This window comes from Eubacterium limosum (assembly GCF_000807675.2).
In the GTDB taxonomy this organism is placed as follows: Bacteria; Bacillota; Clostridia; order Eubacteriales; family Eubacteriaceae; genus Eubacterium; species Eubacterium limosum.
In genome coordinates, this window is the sequence record NZ_CP019962.1 from 2506896 (window position 1) to 2523833 (window position 16938).

At 53.4% G+C, this 16938-nt stretch carries 16 protein-coding genes; 11 read left to right on the forward strand and 5 right to left on the reverse strand.

The window, feature by feature from the left end; genetic code table 11:
* Positions 1–10: 10 nt before the first annotated feature.
* The 5 genes from murI to B2M23_RS11790 all read left to right on the forward strand — a co-directional run bounded on the left by murI (position 11) and on the right by B2M23_RS11790 (position 3053).
* Positions 11–820 (forward strand): glutamate racemase, encoded by an 810-nt coding sequence (gene murI / locus B2M23_RS11775; RefSeq protein WP_038352209.1) that lies wholly within the window; start codon positions 11–13, stop codon positions 818–820.
* Positions 821–849: 29 nt separating this feature from the next.
* On the forward strand, positions 850–1854 hold the full coding sequence (gene trpS, locus B2M23_RS11780) for a tryptophan--tRNA ligase (protein ID WP_038352208.1): 1005 nt from the start codon (positions 850–852) through the stop codon (positions 1852–1854).
* A gap of 79 nt (positions 1855–1933) precedes the next feature.
* Entirely contained in the window at positions 1934–2296 is a 363-nt protein-coding gene (locus B2M23_RS11785; protein WP_038352207.1) for a hypothetical protein, read from the forward strand.
* Positions 2268–2420 carry a hypothetical protein gene (locus B2M23_RS21230; RefSeq protein ID WP_167617884.1) on the forward strand — a complete coding sequence of 51 codons (153 nt, stop codon included), beginning with the start codon at positions 2268–2270 and terminating at the stop codon, positions 2418–2420. The genes B2M23_RS11785 and B2M23_RS21230 overlap by 29 nt, the downstream gene beginning before the upstream one ends.
* A gap of 138 nt (positions 2421–2558) precedes the next feature.
* Positions 2559–3053 (forward strand): hypothetical protein, encoded by a 495-nt coding sequence (locus B2M23_RS11790; RefSeq protein ID WP_038352206.1) that lies wholly within the window; start codon positions 2559–2561, stop codon positions 3051–3053.
* Positions 3054–3083: 30 nt separating this feature from the next.
* On the opposite strand, the gene glpK is transcribed toward B2M23_RS11790, so the two are convergent.
* The 3 genes from glpK to B2M23_RS11805 are packed head-to-tail and all read right to left on the reverse strand — an operon-like array spanning position 3084 to position 6704.
* Positions 3084–4577: a glycerol kinase GlpK gene (gene glpK / locus B2M23_RS11795; protein ID WP_038352205.1), complete on the reverse strand. Its 1494-nt coding sequence runs from the start codon at positions 4575–4577 to the stop codon at positions 3084–3086.
* 11 nt (positions 4578–4588) lie between these two features.
* Entirely contained in the window at positions 4589–6124 is a 1536-nt protein-coding gene (locus tag B2M23_RS11800; RefSeq protein ID WP_038352204.1) for an amidohydrolase, read from the reverse strand.
* A gap of 4 nt (positions 6125–6128) precedes the next feature.
* Positions 6129–6704 (reverse strand): glycerol-3-phosphate responsive antiterminator, encoded by a 576-nt coding sequence (locus B2M23_RS11805; RefSeq protein ID WP_167617886.1) that lies wholly within the window; start codon positions 6702–6704, stop codon positions 6129–6131.
* A 259-nt stretch (positions 6705–6963) separates the two neighbouring features.
* Between B2M23_RS11805 and relB the strand changes: the two genes are divergently transcribed.
* The 6 genes from relB to B2M23_RS11830 all read left to right on the forward strand — a co-directional run bounded on the left by relB (position 6964) and on the right by B2M23_RS11830 (position 15112).
* Complete coding sequence (gene relB / locus B2M23_RS11810) at positions 6964–7185, forward strand: type II toxin-antitoxin system RelB family antitoxin (protein ID WP_038352202.1); 222 nt, start codon at positions 6964–6966, stop codon at positions 7183–7185.
* Positions 7178–7453 (forward strand): type II toxin-antitoxin system RelE family toxin, encoded by a 276-nt coding sequence (locus B2M23_RS11815; protein ID WP_038352201.1) that lies wholly within the window; start codon positions 7178–7180, stop codon positions 7451–7453. The genes relB and B2M23_RS11815 overlap by 8 nt, the downstream gene beginning before the upstream one ends.
* A gap of 120 nt (positions 7454–7573) precedes the next feature.
* On the forward strand, positions 7574–10945 hold the full coding sequence (locus B2M23_RS11820; protein WP_038352200.1) for a PD-(D/E)XK nuclease family protein: 3372 nt from the start codon (positions 7574–7576) through the stop codon (positions 10943–10945).
* Positions 10932–14504, forward strand: coding sequence for a helicase-exonuclease AddAB subunit AddA (gene addA, locus B2M23_RS11825; protein WP_038352199.1), 3573 nt, complete (start codon positions 10932–10934; stop codon positions 14502–14504). Before B2M23_RS11820 ends, addA begins: the two co-directional genes overlap by 14 nt.
* Positions 14505–14625: 121 nt before the next feature.
* Positions 14626–14790, forward strand: a complete 165-nt coding sequence (locus B2M23_RS21235; RefSeq protein ID WP_167617888.1) for a hypothetical protein — start codon at positions 14626–14628, stop codon at positions 14788–14790.
* Positions 14791–14794: 4 nt separating this feature from the next.
* Positions 14795–15112, forward strand: a complete 318-nt coding sequence (locus B2M23_RS11830) for a type II toxin-antitoxin system RelE/ParE family toxin (RefSeq protein ID WP_242945794.1) — start codon at positions 14795–14797, stop codon at positions 15110–15112.
* A 78-nt stretch (positions 15113–15190) separates the two neighbouring features.
* Here B2M23_RS11830 and B2M23_RS11835 read toward each other — a convergent pair whose 3' ends face one another.
* Complete coding sequence (locus B2M23_RS11835; RefSeq protein ID WP_038352197.1) at positions 15191–15709, reverse strand: methyltransferase family protein; 519 nt, start codon at positions 15707–15709, stop codon at positions 15191–15193.
* Between the two features lies 1 nt (position 15710).
* Positions 15711–16850, reverse strand: a complete 1140-nt coding sequence (locus B2M23_RS11840) for an aldo/keto reductase (RefSeq protein ID WP_038352196.1) — start codon at positions 16848–16850, stop codon at positions 15711–15713.
* Between the last annotated feature and the right edge of the window lie 88 nt (positions 16851–16938).

Here is a 16938-nt window from a genome sequence, read left to right on the forward strand (position 1 = left end):
GGATAAGCTTATGGGAAACAGCAGTCCGATTGGTTTAATCGACTCAGGAATCGGCGGTTTTACCGTCCTCCGGGAGCTGCAGCGGCAGTTGCCCAGAGAAAACATCGTCTATCTGGGCGATGCCAAACGTATGCCCTACGGAGAACGGGAAAATGAGGAAATCATCACCTTTGGCAACAGTGATATCCGTTTTCTGGAGAATATGGGCGTTAAGGCCATTCTTTTGGCCTGCAATACCATTTCCTCACTCATCGGCAGCCTCACCGCAAATGTGCCCTTATTCAGCATTGTGGAGGCTGGGTGCCTGGCCACCATCGACTGCCAGAAGGAAGGAGCGGTTGGGCTCATCGCCACCACCGCCACCGTCAAAAACGGTACCTATGAGTATATTCTGTCCAGCCACACGCAGGCGCTCCGCTACATTACCCAGGGGACCCGTACCCTTGCCAATGTGATCAATAACCACCCGGGCGAGCTGGTGTTGCTTCGCCAGAATATCAAAGAAGCCATCGACCCCATTTTTGAAAGGGAGCGCGTCAGCGCGCTGCTTCTGGGCTGCACCCATTTCCCCATTGTCCGCAAAACCATTGAGGAAATGTACCCCTGCCTCAGCATCATTGATCCGGCTGACAAGCAGATCACCCTGCTGAAGGAATATCTGAAGAAGAACAATGCCTTTAATGAAAGTCCGTACGACGGTGTGACTCGTATCTGCGCCACCGGCGGGAAGAGAGACTATACGATCTTTGAGAATATGATCGAACAGCTGGGCCTTAGCTGCAGCGAGCTGACTCTGGAACAGCTGGATATTGACGAATAAAACTTTTGAATCAATTAGGAGGAGCATCTATGGAAACATCCGAAAAAAAAATTGTATACAGCGGCATACAGCCCTCAGGAACCTTTACCATCGGCAATTATTTTGGCGCCATGAAAAACTGGGTGCCCATGCAGGAGGCCTACGACTGCCTGTACTGTGTGGTTGACCTGCACGCCATCACAGTGCCGCAGGTTCCGGCGGATTTAAGGCGCCGTACCTATGAATCCCTGGCCATTTTGATGGCCGTGGGCATTGATCCGGATAAATCGATCCTTTACGTGCAGTCCCATGTGCCGGCCCACACCGAGCTGACCTGGATACTCAATTGCTTCAGCTACATGGGTGAGCTGAGCCGTATGACCCAGTACAAGGATAAATCCAAAAAACAGGGCAATAACATCCGCGTTGGGCTGTTCGACTACCCGGTTCTCATGGCGGCCGACATTTTGTTATACCAGTCCGATCTGGTCCCTGTCGGCAACGACCAGAAACAGCATGTCGAGCTGGCGAGAGACATCGCTTCCCGCTTCAACCAGCAGTTCAGCCCCACCTTTAAGCTGCCAGAGCCCTATTTTGGTGAAACCGGTGCGCGTATCATGAGCCTGCAGGAGCCGAGCAAAAAGATGTCCAAATCCGATGAGAATATCAACGGCTTTGTCTCGCTGTTAGACGATACCGACACCATTATCCGTAAGTTTAAGCGCGCCGTCACCGATTCTGATACCGAAGTCCGCCACGACCGGGAAAACAAGCCCGGTGTCTCCAACCTCATGGAAATCTATAACTGCACCACGGGCCGCAGCCTTGAAGCAATCCAGAAAGAGTTTGAGGGCAAGGGCTACGGCGACTTCAAGCTTGCTGTCGGCGAGAGCGTGGCAGAAACCCTGCGCCCCATCCAGGAGGAATACAAACGCCTGCTGGCCGACAAGGGCTATCTGGAAAGCGTCATGAAGCAAAACGCCGAGAGAGCCTCAAAGATCGCCTATAAAACTCTCATGAAGGTCCGTAAAAAGACTGGGTTTATCAATCTGTAAAATAAAAAAAGAACATGCGATATAATCGTATGTTCTTTTTTTATCGTCAATACTTTAACAATGCAAAGGAGTAAAGAAAATGAAGCGAGAACCAAGCTATGAAGCGCGTGCGGCCATTCTGGAAAGACCGATTGCCTGCTACGAGGAGGTGGAGGGCTATCCGGCCAGCCGGGTGTGCGTCACTTTTACGGACGGCGGACAGCGGCTCTTTGACGGCCACCTGGAAAGCTTTTATGAAACAATCCTAACCCACCTGATGGTAAGTGTCCCGCATTGCAAGCGGATGGCTCAGGAAGTTCTAGTCCCTGAAAATGAGACTAAAATTATGCTGCCGATTGTCATCAGGCCCAGTCTGTCGTTCATGGTCTTTGAGCGGACAGAGGGACCTTTGTTTGTCAACCGGTTTTCAATCAATGAAAGAACCAAAAAGCGGGTGTTTTGACCATGAGATCGCCTACCACGGCGGCGCGGTCATCGCGGTGCCCTACAGTGACGAAACCATAAGGAGCCGCATACGGGAAGCCCGGGAGGTGGAACTTGAGTGGCTGAAGCGACACGGGTGCTGAGTGCTGAACACCCGAAAACCTCCCACGCTCTGCATAAAACCGTAAATAAGTGGCTATTATGGTAAAATCAAAACAGCTGTATTGATTTGGGTGCTTTCCTATTATAGAATGAAAAAAACAGATGAAGGAGGGAAAATCATGCGGAAAAGACAGGGCCTTCTGGCCGTCCTTGCGCTGCTTTTCATTGTTATTCTAGGCGGCTGCGGCGGTGGTGATACAACACTGAGTGATCTGGAGAGGACTGCGGAGCAATTTAACGCCGCGCCTGCAGACACCCATGAGACCTATACCTTCAGCACCGGCGGCGCTGTCAGGTTCAGTGACATGATGGCAGTGGAAGGGCAGAAAACAGGCCGCGCTATCTATGACGATTGCCTGAGAATCACGATGGCCTGCGAGCTGTCCCAGGCCCGGGCTTTCTTTGACCAGGCTGATGTCACTGCGGTCAGCGAGGATGGCCGGGACTACAGCGACAGCACCTTTTTCGTCAACGGCGATGAAAAGGAATGCGCGCTGACCATTGAGTGCCCGACCGGCGAAAACGTAAAGTACATTGCCATTGGCCCGTTTAAACCGAATTTCGACGGCGATAAGACAAAAATTATCTTTGAGAGAACTAATGCCGGGACGTAACTTTTCGTTACATCCCGGCATTTTTAGTATTTAGCGTTTCAGCCAGCCGCCTGCGCGCTCAATGGCCCGGTTCCAGTTAAAGCAGCGTTCTTCGCGCTCATCTTCTGAGATGGCGGGCTCAAAGCTGCGGTCGATTTTCCAGAATCTGAAAATTTCTTCAATGGAGTCCCAATAGCCAACGGCCAGACCGGCGGAGTAAGCAGCGCCGAGGCAGGTGGTTTCTGTAATGACTGGCCGTTCAACGGGAATTCCCAGAATGTCAGCCTGAAACTGGAGCATGAAATCGCTCTTGGCGCCGCCGCCGTCGGCCCGGAGTTTTTTAAGCGGAATGCCGGCTTTGCGCTCCATGACCTTAAAGGCGTCCCGCACCTGAAAAGCCATGGATTCCAGAGCGGCTCTGGCGATGTGGTGCTTGGTGGTGCCGCGGGAAATGCCGATGATGGTGCCCCGGGCGTAGGAATCGAAATAAGGAGCGCCCAGGCCCACGAATGCCGGGACAAAGTAGACGCCGGCTGTGTCTGCCACCTGCCGGGCAAGGGCCTCGGCTTCGCCGCTTTCTTCGATAATGTTCAGGCCGTCCCGCAGCCACTGGATGGCCGCGCCGGAGACGTCCACCAGGCCTTCCAGCCCATAGTCAACCTTTCCGCCAATGGACCACAGCACAGGTGAGAAGATCCCGTCCGATGGCGGAATATACTCATCGCCGGTATTCATCAGAATAAAGGAGCCGGTGCCGTAGGTGTTTTTGGCCATGCCCTTTTCAAAGCAGGCCTGGCCGAGGGTTGCGCCCTGCTGGTCGCCGATGAGCCCGGCGATGGGGATCTCAACGCCGCCGAACAGGGCTGGGTCGGTGGCGGTATAGATTTCGCTGGTGCTGCGGATTTCTGGCAGAATGCTTCGTGGGATTTCCAGCTCGCTCAGGATACCTTCATCATACTCAAGGGTTCTTGCGTTTTGCAGCAGGGTGACCGCGCTGTTTGACGGGTCGGTGACATGAACCCTGCCGCCGGACAGCTTCCAGGTGAGCCAGGAATCAATGGTTCCGTAAATAAGTCTGCCTTCGTCCACACCCCTGCGGATTTCGGGATTATTCTTGAGCTGCCAGTGGATTTTGGTGGCGGAGTCATTGGGGATGATGGTAACACCGGTGCGGTCTTCGATGGCCGGCCCATCCTTCTCGATCAGGGCTTCGCAGATCGGAAGGGTGCGCCGGTCCTGCCAGACAATGGCGTGGTCTGCGGGGATTCCGGTGTTTTTATCCCAGAATACAGTGGTCTCACGCTGGTTGGTAATGCCGATGCCCGCGATGTTTTCGGGCTTGAGATGTGCCTCTGAGATGGCCTGCCGCATCATTTTCAGGGTGATCTCATAAATTTCCATGGCGTCATGCTCTACCCAGCCGGGCTGTGGGAAATACTGGGTAAACTCGCTGTATGCAGAGGAAATAATATTGACATCCTGGTCAAAGATGATGGCGCGTGTGCCGGTGGTGCCCTGGTCAATGCCTAAAATATACTTTTTCATCATGGTCTCCTTTATTTTTGATAAACAATTTTTCCGTTTTTAATGGTCATACATACCTCAAGCGCTTTGAGCTTATCAGAGGCTGTGGCGTAAGGGTTACCCGACAGGACGGTGAGGTCCGCCAGTTTTCCGGGTGTGATACTGCCCTTTTGGTCTTCCTCAAAAGCGCAGTAGGCCGCGTCAAGGGTAAACATCCGCAGCGCGCTCTGTATATCCACGCTGTTTTCGGGATAGGACTGGTTGACCGCCGCGTGGAGGCCTAAGACAGGGTCCATGGGCGTGACGCCGGAATCGGAGCCACCGCCAACGGGAATGCCTGCCGCCACAAAGGTGGAAAGCGGGTAGCCCCGGCGCTCCCGTTCATCGCCGAGACGGAGATTATAGACGCTGCCCGGGCCGCCTCGCAGATAGGTAAAGGAAGGCTGGGTTGAGATCACAACGCCAAGCCGGGCGGCGCGCTCAATATCACGGTTGTCTGGAAATCCAAAATGCTCGATGCGGAAGCGGTGGTCTGTGCAGGGGCACAGCGCCAGCGATTTTTCCAGGCAGTCCAGCACAAAGGTCACAGCGCGCTGGCCAATGGCGTGAAAACCGGCCTGAAGCTTGTTCTGATGGGCTCTTGTGATATGGTTGACCACAAAGTCCTCGGTAAAATAGATTTCGCCACAGGTATCCGGCGCGTCGGTATAAGGCTGCATGAAGGCCGCGGTCCGTGAGCCGATGGAGCCGTCCAGCAAAAGATCGGTTCCGACAGCAGGCAGATGGTGGTCCAGAATATTCTGGACGTTTTCGGTATCCCAGTAGAGGCGAATATCAAGGGGAAAACGGCTTTGATTTTCAAGAAAAACAGGAATATCCTTATCCGAAAACATATCGCCGCCCTCCATGGCATGAATGGTGGTGATCCCCTTTTTGACGGCCTCTGAGGCCGTGTGGTTTAGCATCTCCGCCCGCTGGGTATCGGTCATTTTCTCATAGAAATAGGAGCGGGCTCTGCCGTTGGCTTTGTCGTGCAGACGTCCGGTAACGTGGCCGGAAGGGTCCTTTACCAGGCCGTGCTCGGTTCCGTCAAAACCGATTTCGTTAAAGGCCAGGGTATTGACCAGCGTGTAGTGCAGTCCGCGGTCCACAATGTAGACGCCCCGGTCCGGGACAACCGCGTCAATTTCCGCTGCGGTCGGCGGCCGTTTTTCGGCCAGACGGGACTCGTCGAGCCGGGTGCAGTAAACCCAGCCGGTAGCACCGTCCTTTGAAGCCTCCTGAATTTTATCCAGGACGTCTGCGATCGAAGCGCAGTCATACAGGTCAATGCCGATGGCGTTGAGCCCGGTACCCATGACGTGCACATGGCAGTCATGGAGCCCGGGGACTGCGGTTTTCCCCTTTAAGTCGATACAGGGGATATGCCGCTCTGCGGCCAGACACCTGATATCCTCGGAACAGCCGGCGGCGGCAATCTTACCATCTTCAATGAGAACCGCCTCACAGAAGGGGCGGTGTTCATCCATGGTAATGATGTTTCCGCTAGTAATGGCCAGATTATTCATTTTTTCAGTCCTCCTTTTGTTGATTATGCCACAGTGATTTCTCACTGGTGGTAACGCCTTCCAGACCAGCCTTTAAGAGCAGGTTCAGCTCTTCACTGCTGGCGCAGAGTCCCCCGCCGAACAAGGGACAGCCAGTCTCAGATTTTATCTGTCTGATAATGCGGCCTGGCAGAGAGGAGGGCATTAACAGAGCGCAGTCTGGTGTATTTTCATTGACGGCGCGCACTGCGCTGGCGACCGCACTGCTGTCAATGATAAAAAGCCCTAAAACGGCCAGCATTTTTTCGCTTTGTATGGTGCTGATGCAGTGAAGCCTGGTTGTGTTGACCGCGTCAACGCCGATATTGGCAAGGTAACGGATACTGGTGCGGTCTGTGCTCAGGCCGTTTATGGAATCGTGATGCACAATGATTTTTTTGCCTTTTTCGTGAACACGGCGGACAATGTTGGGCATAGTATTGATATCGCCAATCTTTATCATGACCCAGGGATCAGCGTAGCTGTCCAGAAAGGCGACGAGGTCGGCGGTATTGGAAATGGCCGGAATAACAGCCGGCAGGGGTATTTGCAGGTTTAACACGTTTAGCTCCTCCATAAAATGAATACAAAAAATCCGCATCACGCCCTGCTGTCTTTTGAGCAAAGCTGCAATACGGATTTATCTCATCTGCACAATCCTAATTAATTCTTTTTCTCATTGTATCGGATTTTTTAAACGTTGTCAACTTATTTTGACATTGAACGACCATAGAACAGTGTTTTCTTTGAAGCTTTAAGCTAGCTTGACAAACCAATGCATTTGTAATACAATGTATTACAAGAAAAAGAGGTGAAGTGCAATGGCTGTATCATTAAGATTAAACAAAGAGGATGAAGCGTTGATCCGGAGCTATGCGGAGATGAAAAATCTATCCGTTTCTGAGGCGATTCGTCAGGCGATCATGGAAAAAATTGAGGATGAGTTCGACTTGAAGGTTTACTATGAGGCCATGACGGAGTATAAGGAAAATCCAGTGACTTATACCTTGGATGAAGTAGAAAGAGAGCTGGGACTTGGCTGAAAAATATCATGTTGTTTTAACTGAAAAAGCAAAAAAGAGTTTAAAAAAACTTGATAAGCATACAGCGCTTTTGATTACAGCTTGGTTGAGGAAAAATCTTGAGGGCTGCACCGATCCCTATCAGTACGGCAAGGGCCTCACCGCTAACCGCAGCGGACAATGGCGCTACCGCATCGGCGATTACCGTCTGGTCTGCGAGATTTCCGAGCAGACGATCACGATTCTGGTTTTAAATATTGGGCACAGAAAAGAAATTTACAAACATTAAAAATCTGATGCAATCCCGGGGCGTAACCAAAAGTTACCTCCCGGGATTTTTTTAGGACATCCCTAATATTAAAATGGTATAATAAGGCTACTTGTAAAATTGACTGCGCGGAGGTGCAAAGTGCGAATCAGAGTGATTGTCGGCCGGGAAGGCCGTTTGCATATCAATAAAAGTGACTATATCTATGAGGAGATCGGAGCCCGGCTGCAGCGGGGCAGGAGCAAAATGTACCTGCTGGTGCCGGAGCAGTTTACCCTGGGGGCAGAGCGGGAGCTCATGGCTTATAATCGCCTGCCGGGGCTTTTGGGCGCGGATGTGCTCAGCTTTAAGCGTCTGGAATACCGGATTCTCAGCGAGGTGGGCGGCATTGCCAAAACCTTTGTGGACGAGCACGGCAAGCAGATGCTTTTGCAGAAGAGCATCCGTGAGGTGCAGAAGGATCTGTCGGTTTACCGCAGAAGCGCGGGAAAGCTGGGCTTTTTGGAAAATATCTGCGCGTTTATCAGCGAGCTCAAGCAGAGTGAGATCACGCCAGAGGATCTGGAGGCCGCTGAGACAGAGGTGGGGGAAGGGCGGATTCTCAGCCAGAAACTGAAGGATATCCGGAAAATTTACGGCGCCTACGCAAATCTGTTGTCTGATGAGCGGATTGACGGTGATGACCGGGCAAAGCTTCTGTGCGCCCAGATTCCAAAGTCCGATTATCTGGACCGCTCCCTGATCTGGATCGATGGTTTCCACACCTTCTCTAATCAGGATTTCCGGATCATCGAGGCTCTGGCCGCCAAGGCGGACTGCGTGACCATCACCCTGACCCTGGACCCGGATAAGAACGCGCCGGACGCGTCGGCCTTTTATGTGCCAGGCGAGACGCTGAAGCGGATTGAGAAAATCGCAAATGATCTGGGTTTTGAGGCGGAGATCGTCAATCTGGAGGCGGCAGTGCAGCCGGCCGTTTCAGGTCTTGACTATCTGGAACGGAATCTCTTTGCCCTGCGGCCCCGGCCTTATGAAGAGGAACCCGGGGATATGGCGGTGGTTCAGTGCAAAAACATCTGGAACGAGGTGGAAAAGGGCGCTCAGAAAATCGTGGAGCTGGTGCGGGAGCGGGCTTTCCGCTATCAGGATATCGTGGTGCTCGCCGGCGATATGGAAACCTACGGCGGCTCCATCAAGCGGGCCTTTTCGGAATATGGCATTCCTTTTTTTATGGACGATGTGAAAAAGGTCACAGAGAGCAACTTTCTGGAGGCTGTGCTGGCAGCGCTTGAGACGAACCGGAGCCACTATGCCTACGAGGATATCTTCACCTTTGTCAAAACCGGGTTTGCGCCCATCACGCCTGAGGAAGCCCAGGAGCTTGAGAACTATGTGATCGAGTATGGCATCCGCGGAAACGCCTGGGAGAAGCCCTTTGATCGCCCAAGCGCAAATGAGGCGGTGTCGCTGGAGGCGCTGAACGCGAGCCGTGAGCGGCTCATGGCCCCTTTTATGACGCTGCGCAAAAACCTGAGAAAATCAAGAACCTACGCGGATAAAACCAGAAGCCTGGTGCGTTTTTTAGAGGATATCAATGCGTCTGCAACCATTGACCGCCTGAGCGAAGCACTGCGGGAGCGGGGTGATTTTGACAGCATGGGCCTTTACAACCAGATCTGGAACATTCTCATGGAGGTGTTTGACCAGATCAACAGCACCATGGGGGAGGAAAGTACGACCCTGGAAGAATATATTTCGGTGCTGAGTGGGGGCTTCCAGTCCTACACCGTGGGCGTGATCCCCAGCCGCCAGGATGTGGTCAACATCACCGACCTGATGCGTAGCCGCCATTCTGAGATGAAAGCCCTGCTGGTCTTTGGCATGAATGAGGGCGTCGTCCCGGCAAACAGCCCTTCCTTTAACCTTTTGTCGGAGCGTGAGCGCAGTCAGCTGCGAAAACAGGAGATGGAGCTCCAGGACAACAGTGATTTCAGACGGGCTCAGGAGGATTTTCTGCTCTACACCCTTTTCGCCGCACCCAGCGATTATCTGTACCTGTCCTATGCCATGGCGGACGCCGAGGGCAGCACCATTCCGGTATCCCCGCTCATCCCCAGGATACAGGTGGTTTTTCCAAAGCTGACTGTTACAAGCGCTCTGGAAAACGCCCTCTCAAAGGAATGGGAAGCCGTGGCGACCCCGAGGGGCACCATCTCCAGCCTTATCGACCATCTGCGGGAGCTGCGCTACGGAAAGGGCACGGTCCTGCCAGAGGAGACAAAGCGTCTCTGGCAGGCTGTCGGTAAATGGTATGATGAAGACGCCCGCTATCACACCGCTTTCCGGCAGATTCAGGAGGCTCTGGATTACGACGGTGTGGATGACCGACTGAGCCAGGGGCAGGCCATCCGGCTCTTTGAGCCGCCCATTCAGGCCAGCGTGTCGCGTCTGGAACTCTACCGCAAGTGCCCCTTCTCCCACTATGTGGCGTATGGCCTGCGGCCCGTGCCCAGACAGGAGTACGAGGTGGAGCCGCCGGACATCGGCACCGTGCTTCACCATCTCATCGACGCGGTCTATAAGGAGGCTGAGCGGGAGCAGGTTTCCGTTAAGGATCTGAGTCAGGAAAAGACCGACGCCATGGTGGACGCCATTCTGGACGAAACCCTGCCGCAGGTCAGGCATCAGGTGTTTAACAGCACAGGCCAGTACCAGTATCTCGGCCGAAAGCTGCGCCGGGTGAGCAAGCGCACAGTCCGCGTGCTGGTGGACCATATGCGCCGCGGTGAGTTTGAATTTAAATACAGCGAGCAGCAGTTCAGCCAGATTTTAGAGCTGCCAAGCTTTGAGGAGACCGTCAAGGTGCGTGGCGTCATTGACCGCATCGACGTCTACCAGCGCGAGGGCGACACCTTTGTGAAGGTCATCGATTATAAATCCGGTAACAAGACCCTGAATCTGGCGGAGATCTATTACGGCCTGTCGCTTCAGCTGGCCGTCTATATGGAGGCCGGGCTTGAGATTCTGGAGGGTGATAACCTGATACCGGGCGGCACCTTCTATTTTCACGTGGATGATCCCATGCTCCAGGTAAACAAGCTCGACCCGGAAACACTGACCGCGGCTCTCAACGATTCCTTTAAGCTTAACGGCATCTATCTGGATGACCCGCGTTTCACCAAAGCCATGGACGCAGAGGCCGATAAGGATTCTGAGGTCATCAGCCTGAAATCCCGGAACTCCAAGCTGAGCCGGGATGAGTTTGAGGATCTGCTTAGCTATGTGAAGCGCGTGATTATCGGGATGACCGAAAAAATACTGGGCGGCGATATCGCGGTCCGTCCCTATAAAAAGGGAAAGGAAACCGGCTGCGAGCATTGCCCTTACAAAGGCATCTGCCAGTTCGACGAGAGCATCGGCAGGGCATCCTATGACGTGCTGCGCACCAGCATTCCGCGGGATGAGTTTATCCAGAGAATAAAGGAAGGAGGCAAAGACAATGAGATGGACTGAGGATCAGCTGAGAGCCATTGAGACCAGAAAGAAAAACCTGCTGGTATCCGCGGCGGCCGGTTCGGGCAAAACCGCGCTGCTCATCGAGCGTATCCGCCGCATTGTGGTGGAGGAAAAGACCAGTGTGGACGCTTTGCTGGTGCTTACCTTTACCCGGTCTGCGGCGGCGGAAATGAAGGAGCGGCTGAGCGCTGCCCTCATGGCGGAGCTTGAGAAGGAGGACGTGGATTCGGATTTTGTCATCGCGCAGATCAGCCGCCTGGGCGCGGCCTCCATCTCCACCCTCCATGCCTTTTGCAGCCGTCTGGTCAGGGATTATTTTCAGGAGGGCGGCATCGACCCGGAATTTAAGCTGGGCAACGAGACGGAGCTTTCCATCATGGTTCAGGAGGCCCTGGAGGATCTCTTTGAGGAAAAATATCAGGAGATACCAGAGGATGGCGAGACGCCCTTCAGCCGCCTGGTGGATATGTTTACCGGCAACCGGGACGACCGGGAGCTCAAAAGTCTGGTGGAAAATTTCCACTATTTTCTCGTGACGCAGCCGGATTCTGAAAAGTGGTGCGCGCGCGCGCTGTCTTATTTTGGGCTGGACGCCGGAGGGTTTTGGAAAAGCCCCTGGGGGCGGGAGCTGGACAGCCTGATCCGCACCGATATGGAGGGGGCTTACGAGCTTCTGGAGAGGGCATACGCCCTGTGCCGGGACACCGAGGGGTTTGAGAAAACTGCCGCCCAGCTTCAGGAGGATTTTTTTGCTGTGGGGCTTGCCATCGACGCGCTGGAGGAGGGCTATGACGATTTCAGAAACGCCCTTTCCGGTATCCGCTTTGCCCGCTACAGCGGCAATAAAAAGGCCGACGCCGAGACCAGTGACCACATCAAGGATCTGCGAAACGAAGCCAAGGGCATCGTTCAGGGACTGCAGAAACGGCTGAATCTTGACCTCACAGAGGCCCTTGCCCAGCTGGCGGAGATGAAACGCCCCATGGCAGACCTGGTGGCGCTGACAAGGGATTTCCAGAAAAAATATCAGCTTAAAAAAGCAGAAAAAAACCTGCTGGATTTCAACGACCTTGAGCAGAGCACCCTGCGTATTTTACAGAATCCGGCCATTGCGGCGGAGGTGCGCGAGCAGTATGCGTACGTTTTTCTGGACGAATATCAGGATACCAACGATATGCAGGAGGCCATCATCAAGCGGATTGTCCGGGACGATAATTACTTTATGGTCGGGGACGTCAAACAAAGCATTTACCGCTTCCGTCTGGCCGACCCCACGATTTTCATCGGAAAGTATCATGCCTTCAGCCAGGAAACCGACGCGCTCAACGACCTCATTACCCTGAGCCAGAACTTCAGAAGCTGCCAGGGCGTGGTGGACGGCGTCAACACAGTGTTCGAGGCCATTATGAGCCCGGCGCTGGGCGAGATCGAGTATGACGGGCGGGCGCGGCTTTACAAAGGCCTGGATAACGAGGGGCCCTATGTCAAAACCCAGGTGCATGTCATCGAAAATAAAACCGATGAGGATACCGACCCCATTGTAGGCGAGATGCCCGCAGTGGAGATGGAAGCGCGCTTTATCGCAAGAGAGATACAAAGCCGGGTGGGAAAACCTTTTTACGATACCAAAACCGGCGGCAGCCGCCTGCTTCAGTACCGTGATATCGGCGTGCTGATGCGCTCAGTGGCCGGACGGGGCGACGTCTACGCCAAAATCTTTTCAGAACTGGGGATTCCTGCCTATTTTGACGGCGGCGAGCAGTATTACGAGTCCATGGAAATCGGTGTGGTGATGAACCTTTTAAATCTCATCGACAACCACCATCAGGATCTGCCGCTGCTCAGCGTGATGACCTCGCCCATCGGCGATTTTGGCACCGAAGAGTGTACAGAAATCCGCCTGTTTCAAAAAGAGGGAAGCTACTACGCCGCAGCAGAAAAATACAAAGATGAGCGTGAGGACGCGCTGGCCGCCAAGCTGAAAGCCTTCTACCAAAGGCTTGACGCCTGGCAGTGGGATTCGCGGGTCATGGACATCGAGGATTTTCTGTGGAAGTTGTACCTGGACACAGGCTACTACCATTTTGTGGGCGCCCTGCCCGGCGGCGAGCAGCGGCAGAACAATCTGCGGGTGCTCCTGAAACGCGCCGGAGACTATAAGCGTTCCACCCTGCGCGGCCTGTTCTACTTTATCCGGTTTATCGAGCGCATGAAAAAGCACAAGTACGATCTGTCGCCGCCCGGTGTGCTCAGTGAGAGCGAGAATGTGGTGCGCATCATGACCATCCACAAGAGCAAGGGACTGGAATTTCCAGTGGTTTTCCTGTCTGGTACCGGCAAGCTGTTCAACAAGCGTACCCGCAACCGGGATATCCTGTTCCACAAGGATCTAGGCATCTGCCCGGATTACATTAATCTGGAGCTGAGGGCAAAAATGCCTACGCTGGCCAAGAGCATCTGCCTTGAAAAAAACGAGATGGAAACCCTGTCCGAGGAAATGCGGCTGCTCTATGTCGCCATGACCCGCGCCCGTGAAAGCCTGGTGGTGGTAGGCATGGTCAAAAATCTGGAATCCAAGCTGACCGCCTGGTCAGGCTCTGGCGATCTGTACCATCTCAAAAAAGCGGGCGGTCTTTTAGACTGGATCATGCAGGCGCTTTTAAAAAACAGCGCGGTGGAAATCACCGAGGAGGAGAAACGGCGGCACCTGAGTCTGCCAAGCTACGATGTCTATTTTTATACGGCTGAGCAGAGCCTGAAGCATCATGTTTCGGAGGATACGGTCGAGGAGCTGATCGAGGAGGCACAGGCGCCCTCGGAGGCCCTGTGGCAGGAGGTCTGCCGCCGCCTGAGCTACCGCTATCCCTTTGAGGGACAGCAGGAGCTGCCCGGCAAAATGACCGTCACCGAGGTCAAACGGCTGAGAATCCAGGCCGAGGCCCTGGGAATACCGGAAATCCCTGAACGCGTGGCGCTGCCGTCCTTTATGGTAGCCGACGCCCGGGAAATTACCGGCGCAGAAAAGGGTACCGCCCTGCATTTTATGATGCAGAGCCTGCCTCTTGATAAGCTGCGCGCTGTGGCAGGAGATACCAGGGCATTTGATGGATTGCTTACGGAGGAGCGGCAGAGGCTCGTCACCGAGGAGCTCCTGCTGCCAGAGCTGGCTGAGACCATCGACCTTGAAGTTATCCGCAGATTTTTCCAGTCTGATCTGGGGAGGCGCATGCTGGCCGCTGAACGCGTGCGGCGGGAAGTGCCTTTCAATTACCAGTATGACCCCAGAAAGGTACTGCCGGACTGGCAGCATGCCGATACCCCGCTGGTGGTACAGGGGATGATCGACTGCTGCTTTGAGGAAAACGGAAAATGGATTCTGTTAGACTACAAGACCGACCGCTACTTTGGTGAAGCCAGCCGGAAACAGCTCATCGACCAGTACCGTCTCCAGATCAATTTCTACGCCGAAGCCCTGGCAAACCTGACTGGTATGCCCGTCGCCGAGCGGATTCTCTGCCTGGTGGTCATGGGAGAGCAGATAAAGGTGGACCGTTAAAAAATAAGGGCGTAATGAAACGTTACGTCCTCAAACAAACCAACCCGTATCACCGCGATACGGGTTGGTTTTTTAAGGAATATGGGATATAATGAATAAAAAAGGACAGGAGGTGGCTAAAATGTCATCGTTGGCTGAAGATACGGACAGACAGTGGAAAGAAAATGAAAAGGAAATTCTTAAGGCGCTGGATAAAGGTCTCGATGATCTTGAAAATGGCCGCACCATGCCGCATGAAGAACTGATGCAGCAAATCCGAAAGCAAATTGAGAGCCATGACCTATAAAATTGTGGAAACCGTTGAGGCAGGCAGAGATGTTGAAAATTTTGCAATGTATATGATGGAGGCCTTTAAAAGTAAAAAGGCGGCCTTTGATTTTTTAAAAGATTATGACAAATCTGTAGAATCGCTAAAAACCTTTCCTTTTGGTTATCGTGGCGTAAGTTTTGAGTACCGAAGGTATGAAATTCGCTTAAAGCCTTTCAAATCTTACAATATCTTTTTTACAGTTGATATAGAAAAGGAATGGATTATAATTCTGCGTGTTTTAAAAGACCGGCAGGATTGGCAGACGATTCTGTTTCAAAATACGGATTACCATTTATAAAAAAGAACAAAGACATAACCAAACGTTACGTCCTCAAAAAAACCAACCCGTATCGCCGCGATACGGGTTGGTTTTTTATTATAGATAGCGCCGGACTTTTTTCATATACTGGCGGTACGCGTCGCCAAACTGCGCGAGGCACCAGCGCTCTTCTGAACGGATAATGAAATGGGAAGAACCCTGAAAAATAATGACAAAGCCAAGCAGCAGCCAGGACTGGGTGAGCAGCGCGCAGCCCAGAAAGAAGATGAAATACGCCACATACATGGGGTTGCGCGACAGCCGGTAAAGGCCGTTCTGGTTGATGCCGCTTTCCGAGGGGGACGCAAAATTGACGATGGACACAGCGAGCAGGATAAGGCCCGCGGAATAGACAGCTGCGCCGGCGTAAAACAGTGCCGCCGGAGCCGCCTTGATTTTCAGAAAGAACAGATAAAGAAAAATGGCGGCGTTAGCGGCCTGGTAAATCCAGTAGGCGGCTTTTTCTTTGCCTGTGAGCGGCGCAAAATAGGCGGCCCGGGCCACAGCGTCTTTACCCAGCAGGGCCAAAAGCCCAAACCGGATGAAGAGAAAGGGGAGCAGCAATAAAAATCCCATTTTAATCCTCAGCCATCAGAAAGGCATGGGCTTCCCTGAGCAGTGCCCGGATTTCAAGGTTCTGGGGGCAGTGCTCCTCACACTGGCCGCAGCCTGTACACTGGTCGGCCTTGAGCTTGTTCTTGATATTGGTCCGGTATTTCTTCCGGGAGGCGGCCACGTCGCCGTACATAAAGGCTTCATTATAGTATTTGAAAATGGACGGGATCGGGATGATCTGCGGGCAGCCGTTACAGTAGCGGCAGCCAGTGCAGTCTGCCTTCATACGGCTTTTGTAAAAGCTTCGGAGCTTTTGGATCATCTCCTTTTCGTCCTCTGTCAGGCAGCCGGCGGTGTATTTTCCGGCGATGGCGATGTTTTCCTGTACCTGGCGGAGGTCCGACATGCCGCTGAGCACACAGGTGACCTCCGGCATATTGTATAAATATTTAAACCCGAGCTCCGGCGGGGTGAGGCTGGTGTCAAAGCTCTGCCAGAGTTCTGCCAGGTCGCCCTCTGGTTTTGCAGCCAGCTGGCCGCCGCGCAGGGGCTCCATGATCATGACCCCCATGCCGCGTGCGTGGGCGGCTTTCAGGCCAGCGAGTCCCGCCTGAAAGCTTTCGTCCATGTAATTGAGCTGAATCTGGACAAAATCAAAGGGGTAAGCGTCTAAAATCGGTTCAAATTCAGCGCTGAGGTCGTGGAAAGAGAAGCCGAGACAGCGCACCTTTCCGGAGGCCTTGGCCCGGTCCATAAAGTCGATAATACCGAGCTCCAGAAGCTTTTTGAAGCGGTAGCCATCCAGCGCGTGGAGCAGATAGAAATCAATGTGGTCGGTTTGAAGGCGCTTAAGCTGCTCATCCAGGTAGCGGTCGGCGTCGGCCGGGTCGTGGCACTGCCAGCAGGGGAGCTTGGTGGCGAGCTGCACCTTGTCCCGCTGTCCGGTCTCAGCCAGGAATTTCCCCAGAAAGGGCTCGCTGGCCTGCTTGTGGTAGGGCCAGGCCGTGTCAAAATAATTGACGCCTGCGTCGATGGCGGCCTGAAGGCATTGGCCGGCGGCCTTTTCGTCAATGAGCTTTTCGTTGTTGTATTTAATGGGAAAACGCATGGTGCCAAAGCCCAGCTGGGAGAGGTTGAGTTCTTTAAATGGTCGGTATTGCATTTTTCGCTCCTTCGTTTTATTTTTTTTGCATCTTTTTTTACTTTTTCGCTTAAATTTGGGTATAGATTACATTATAACATGACTCTTC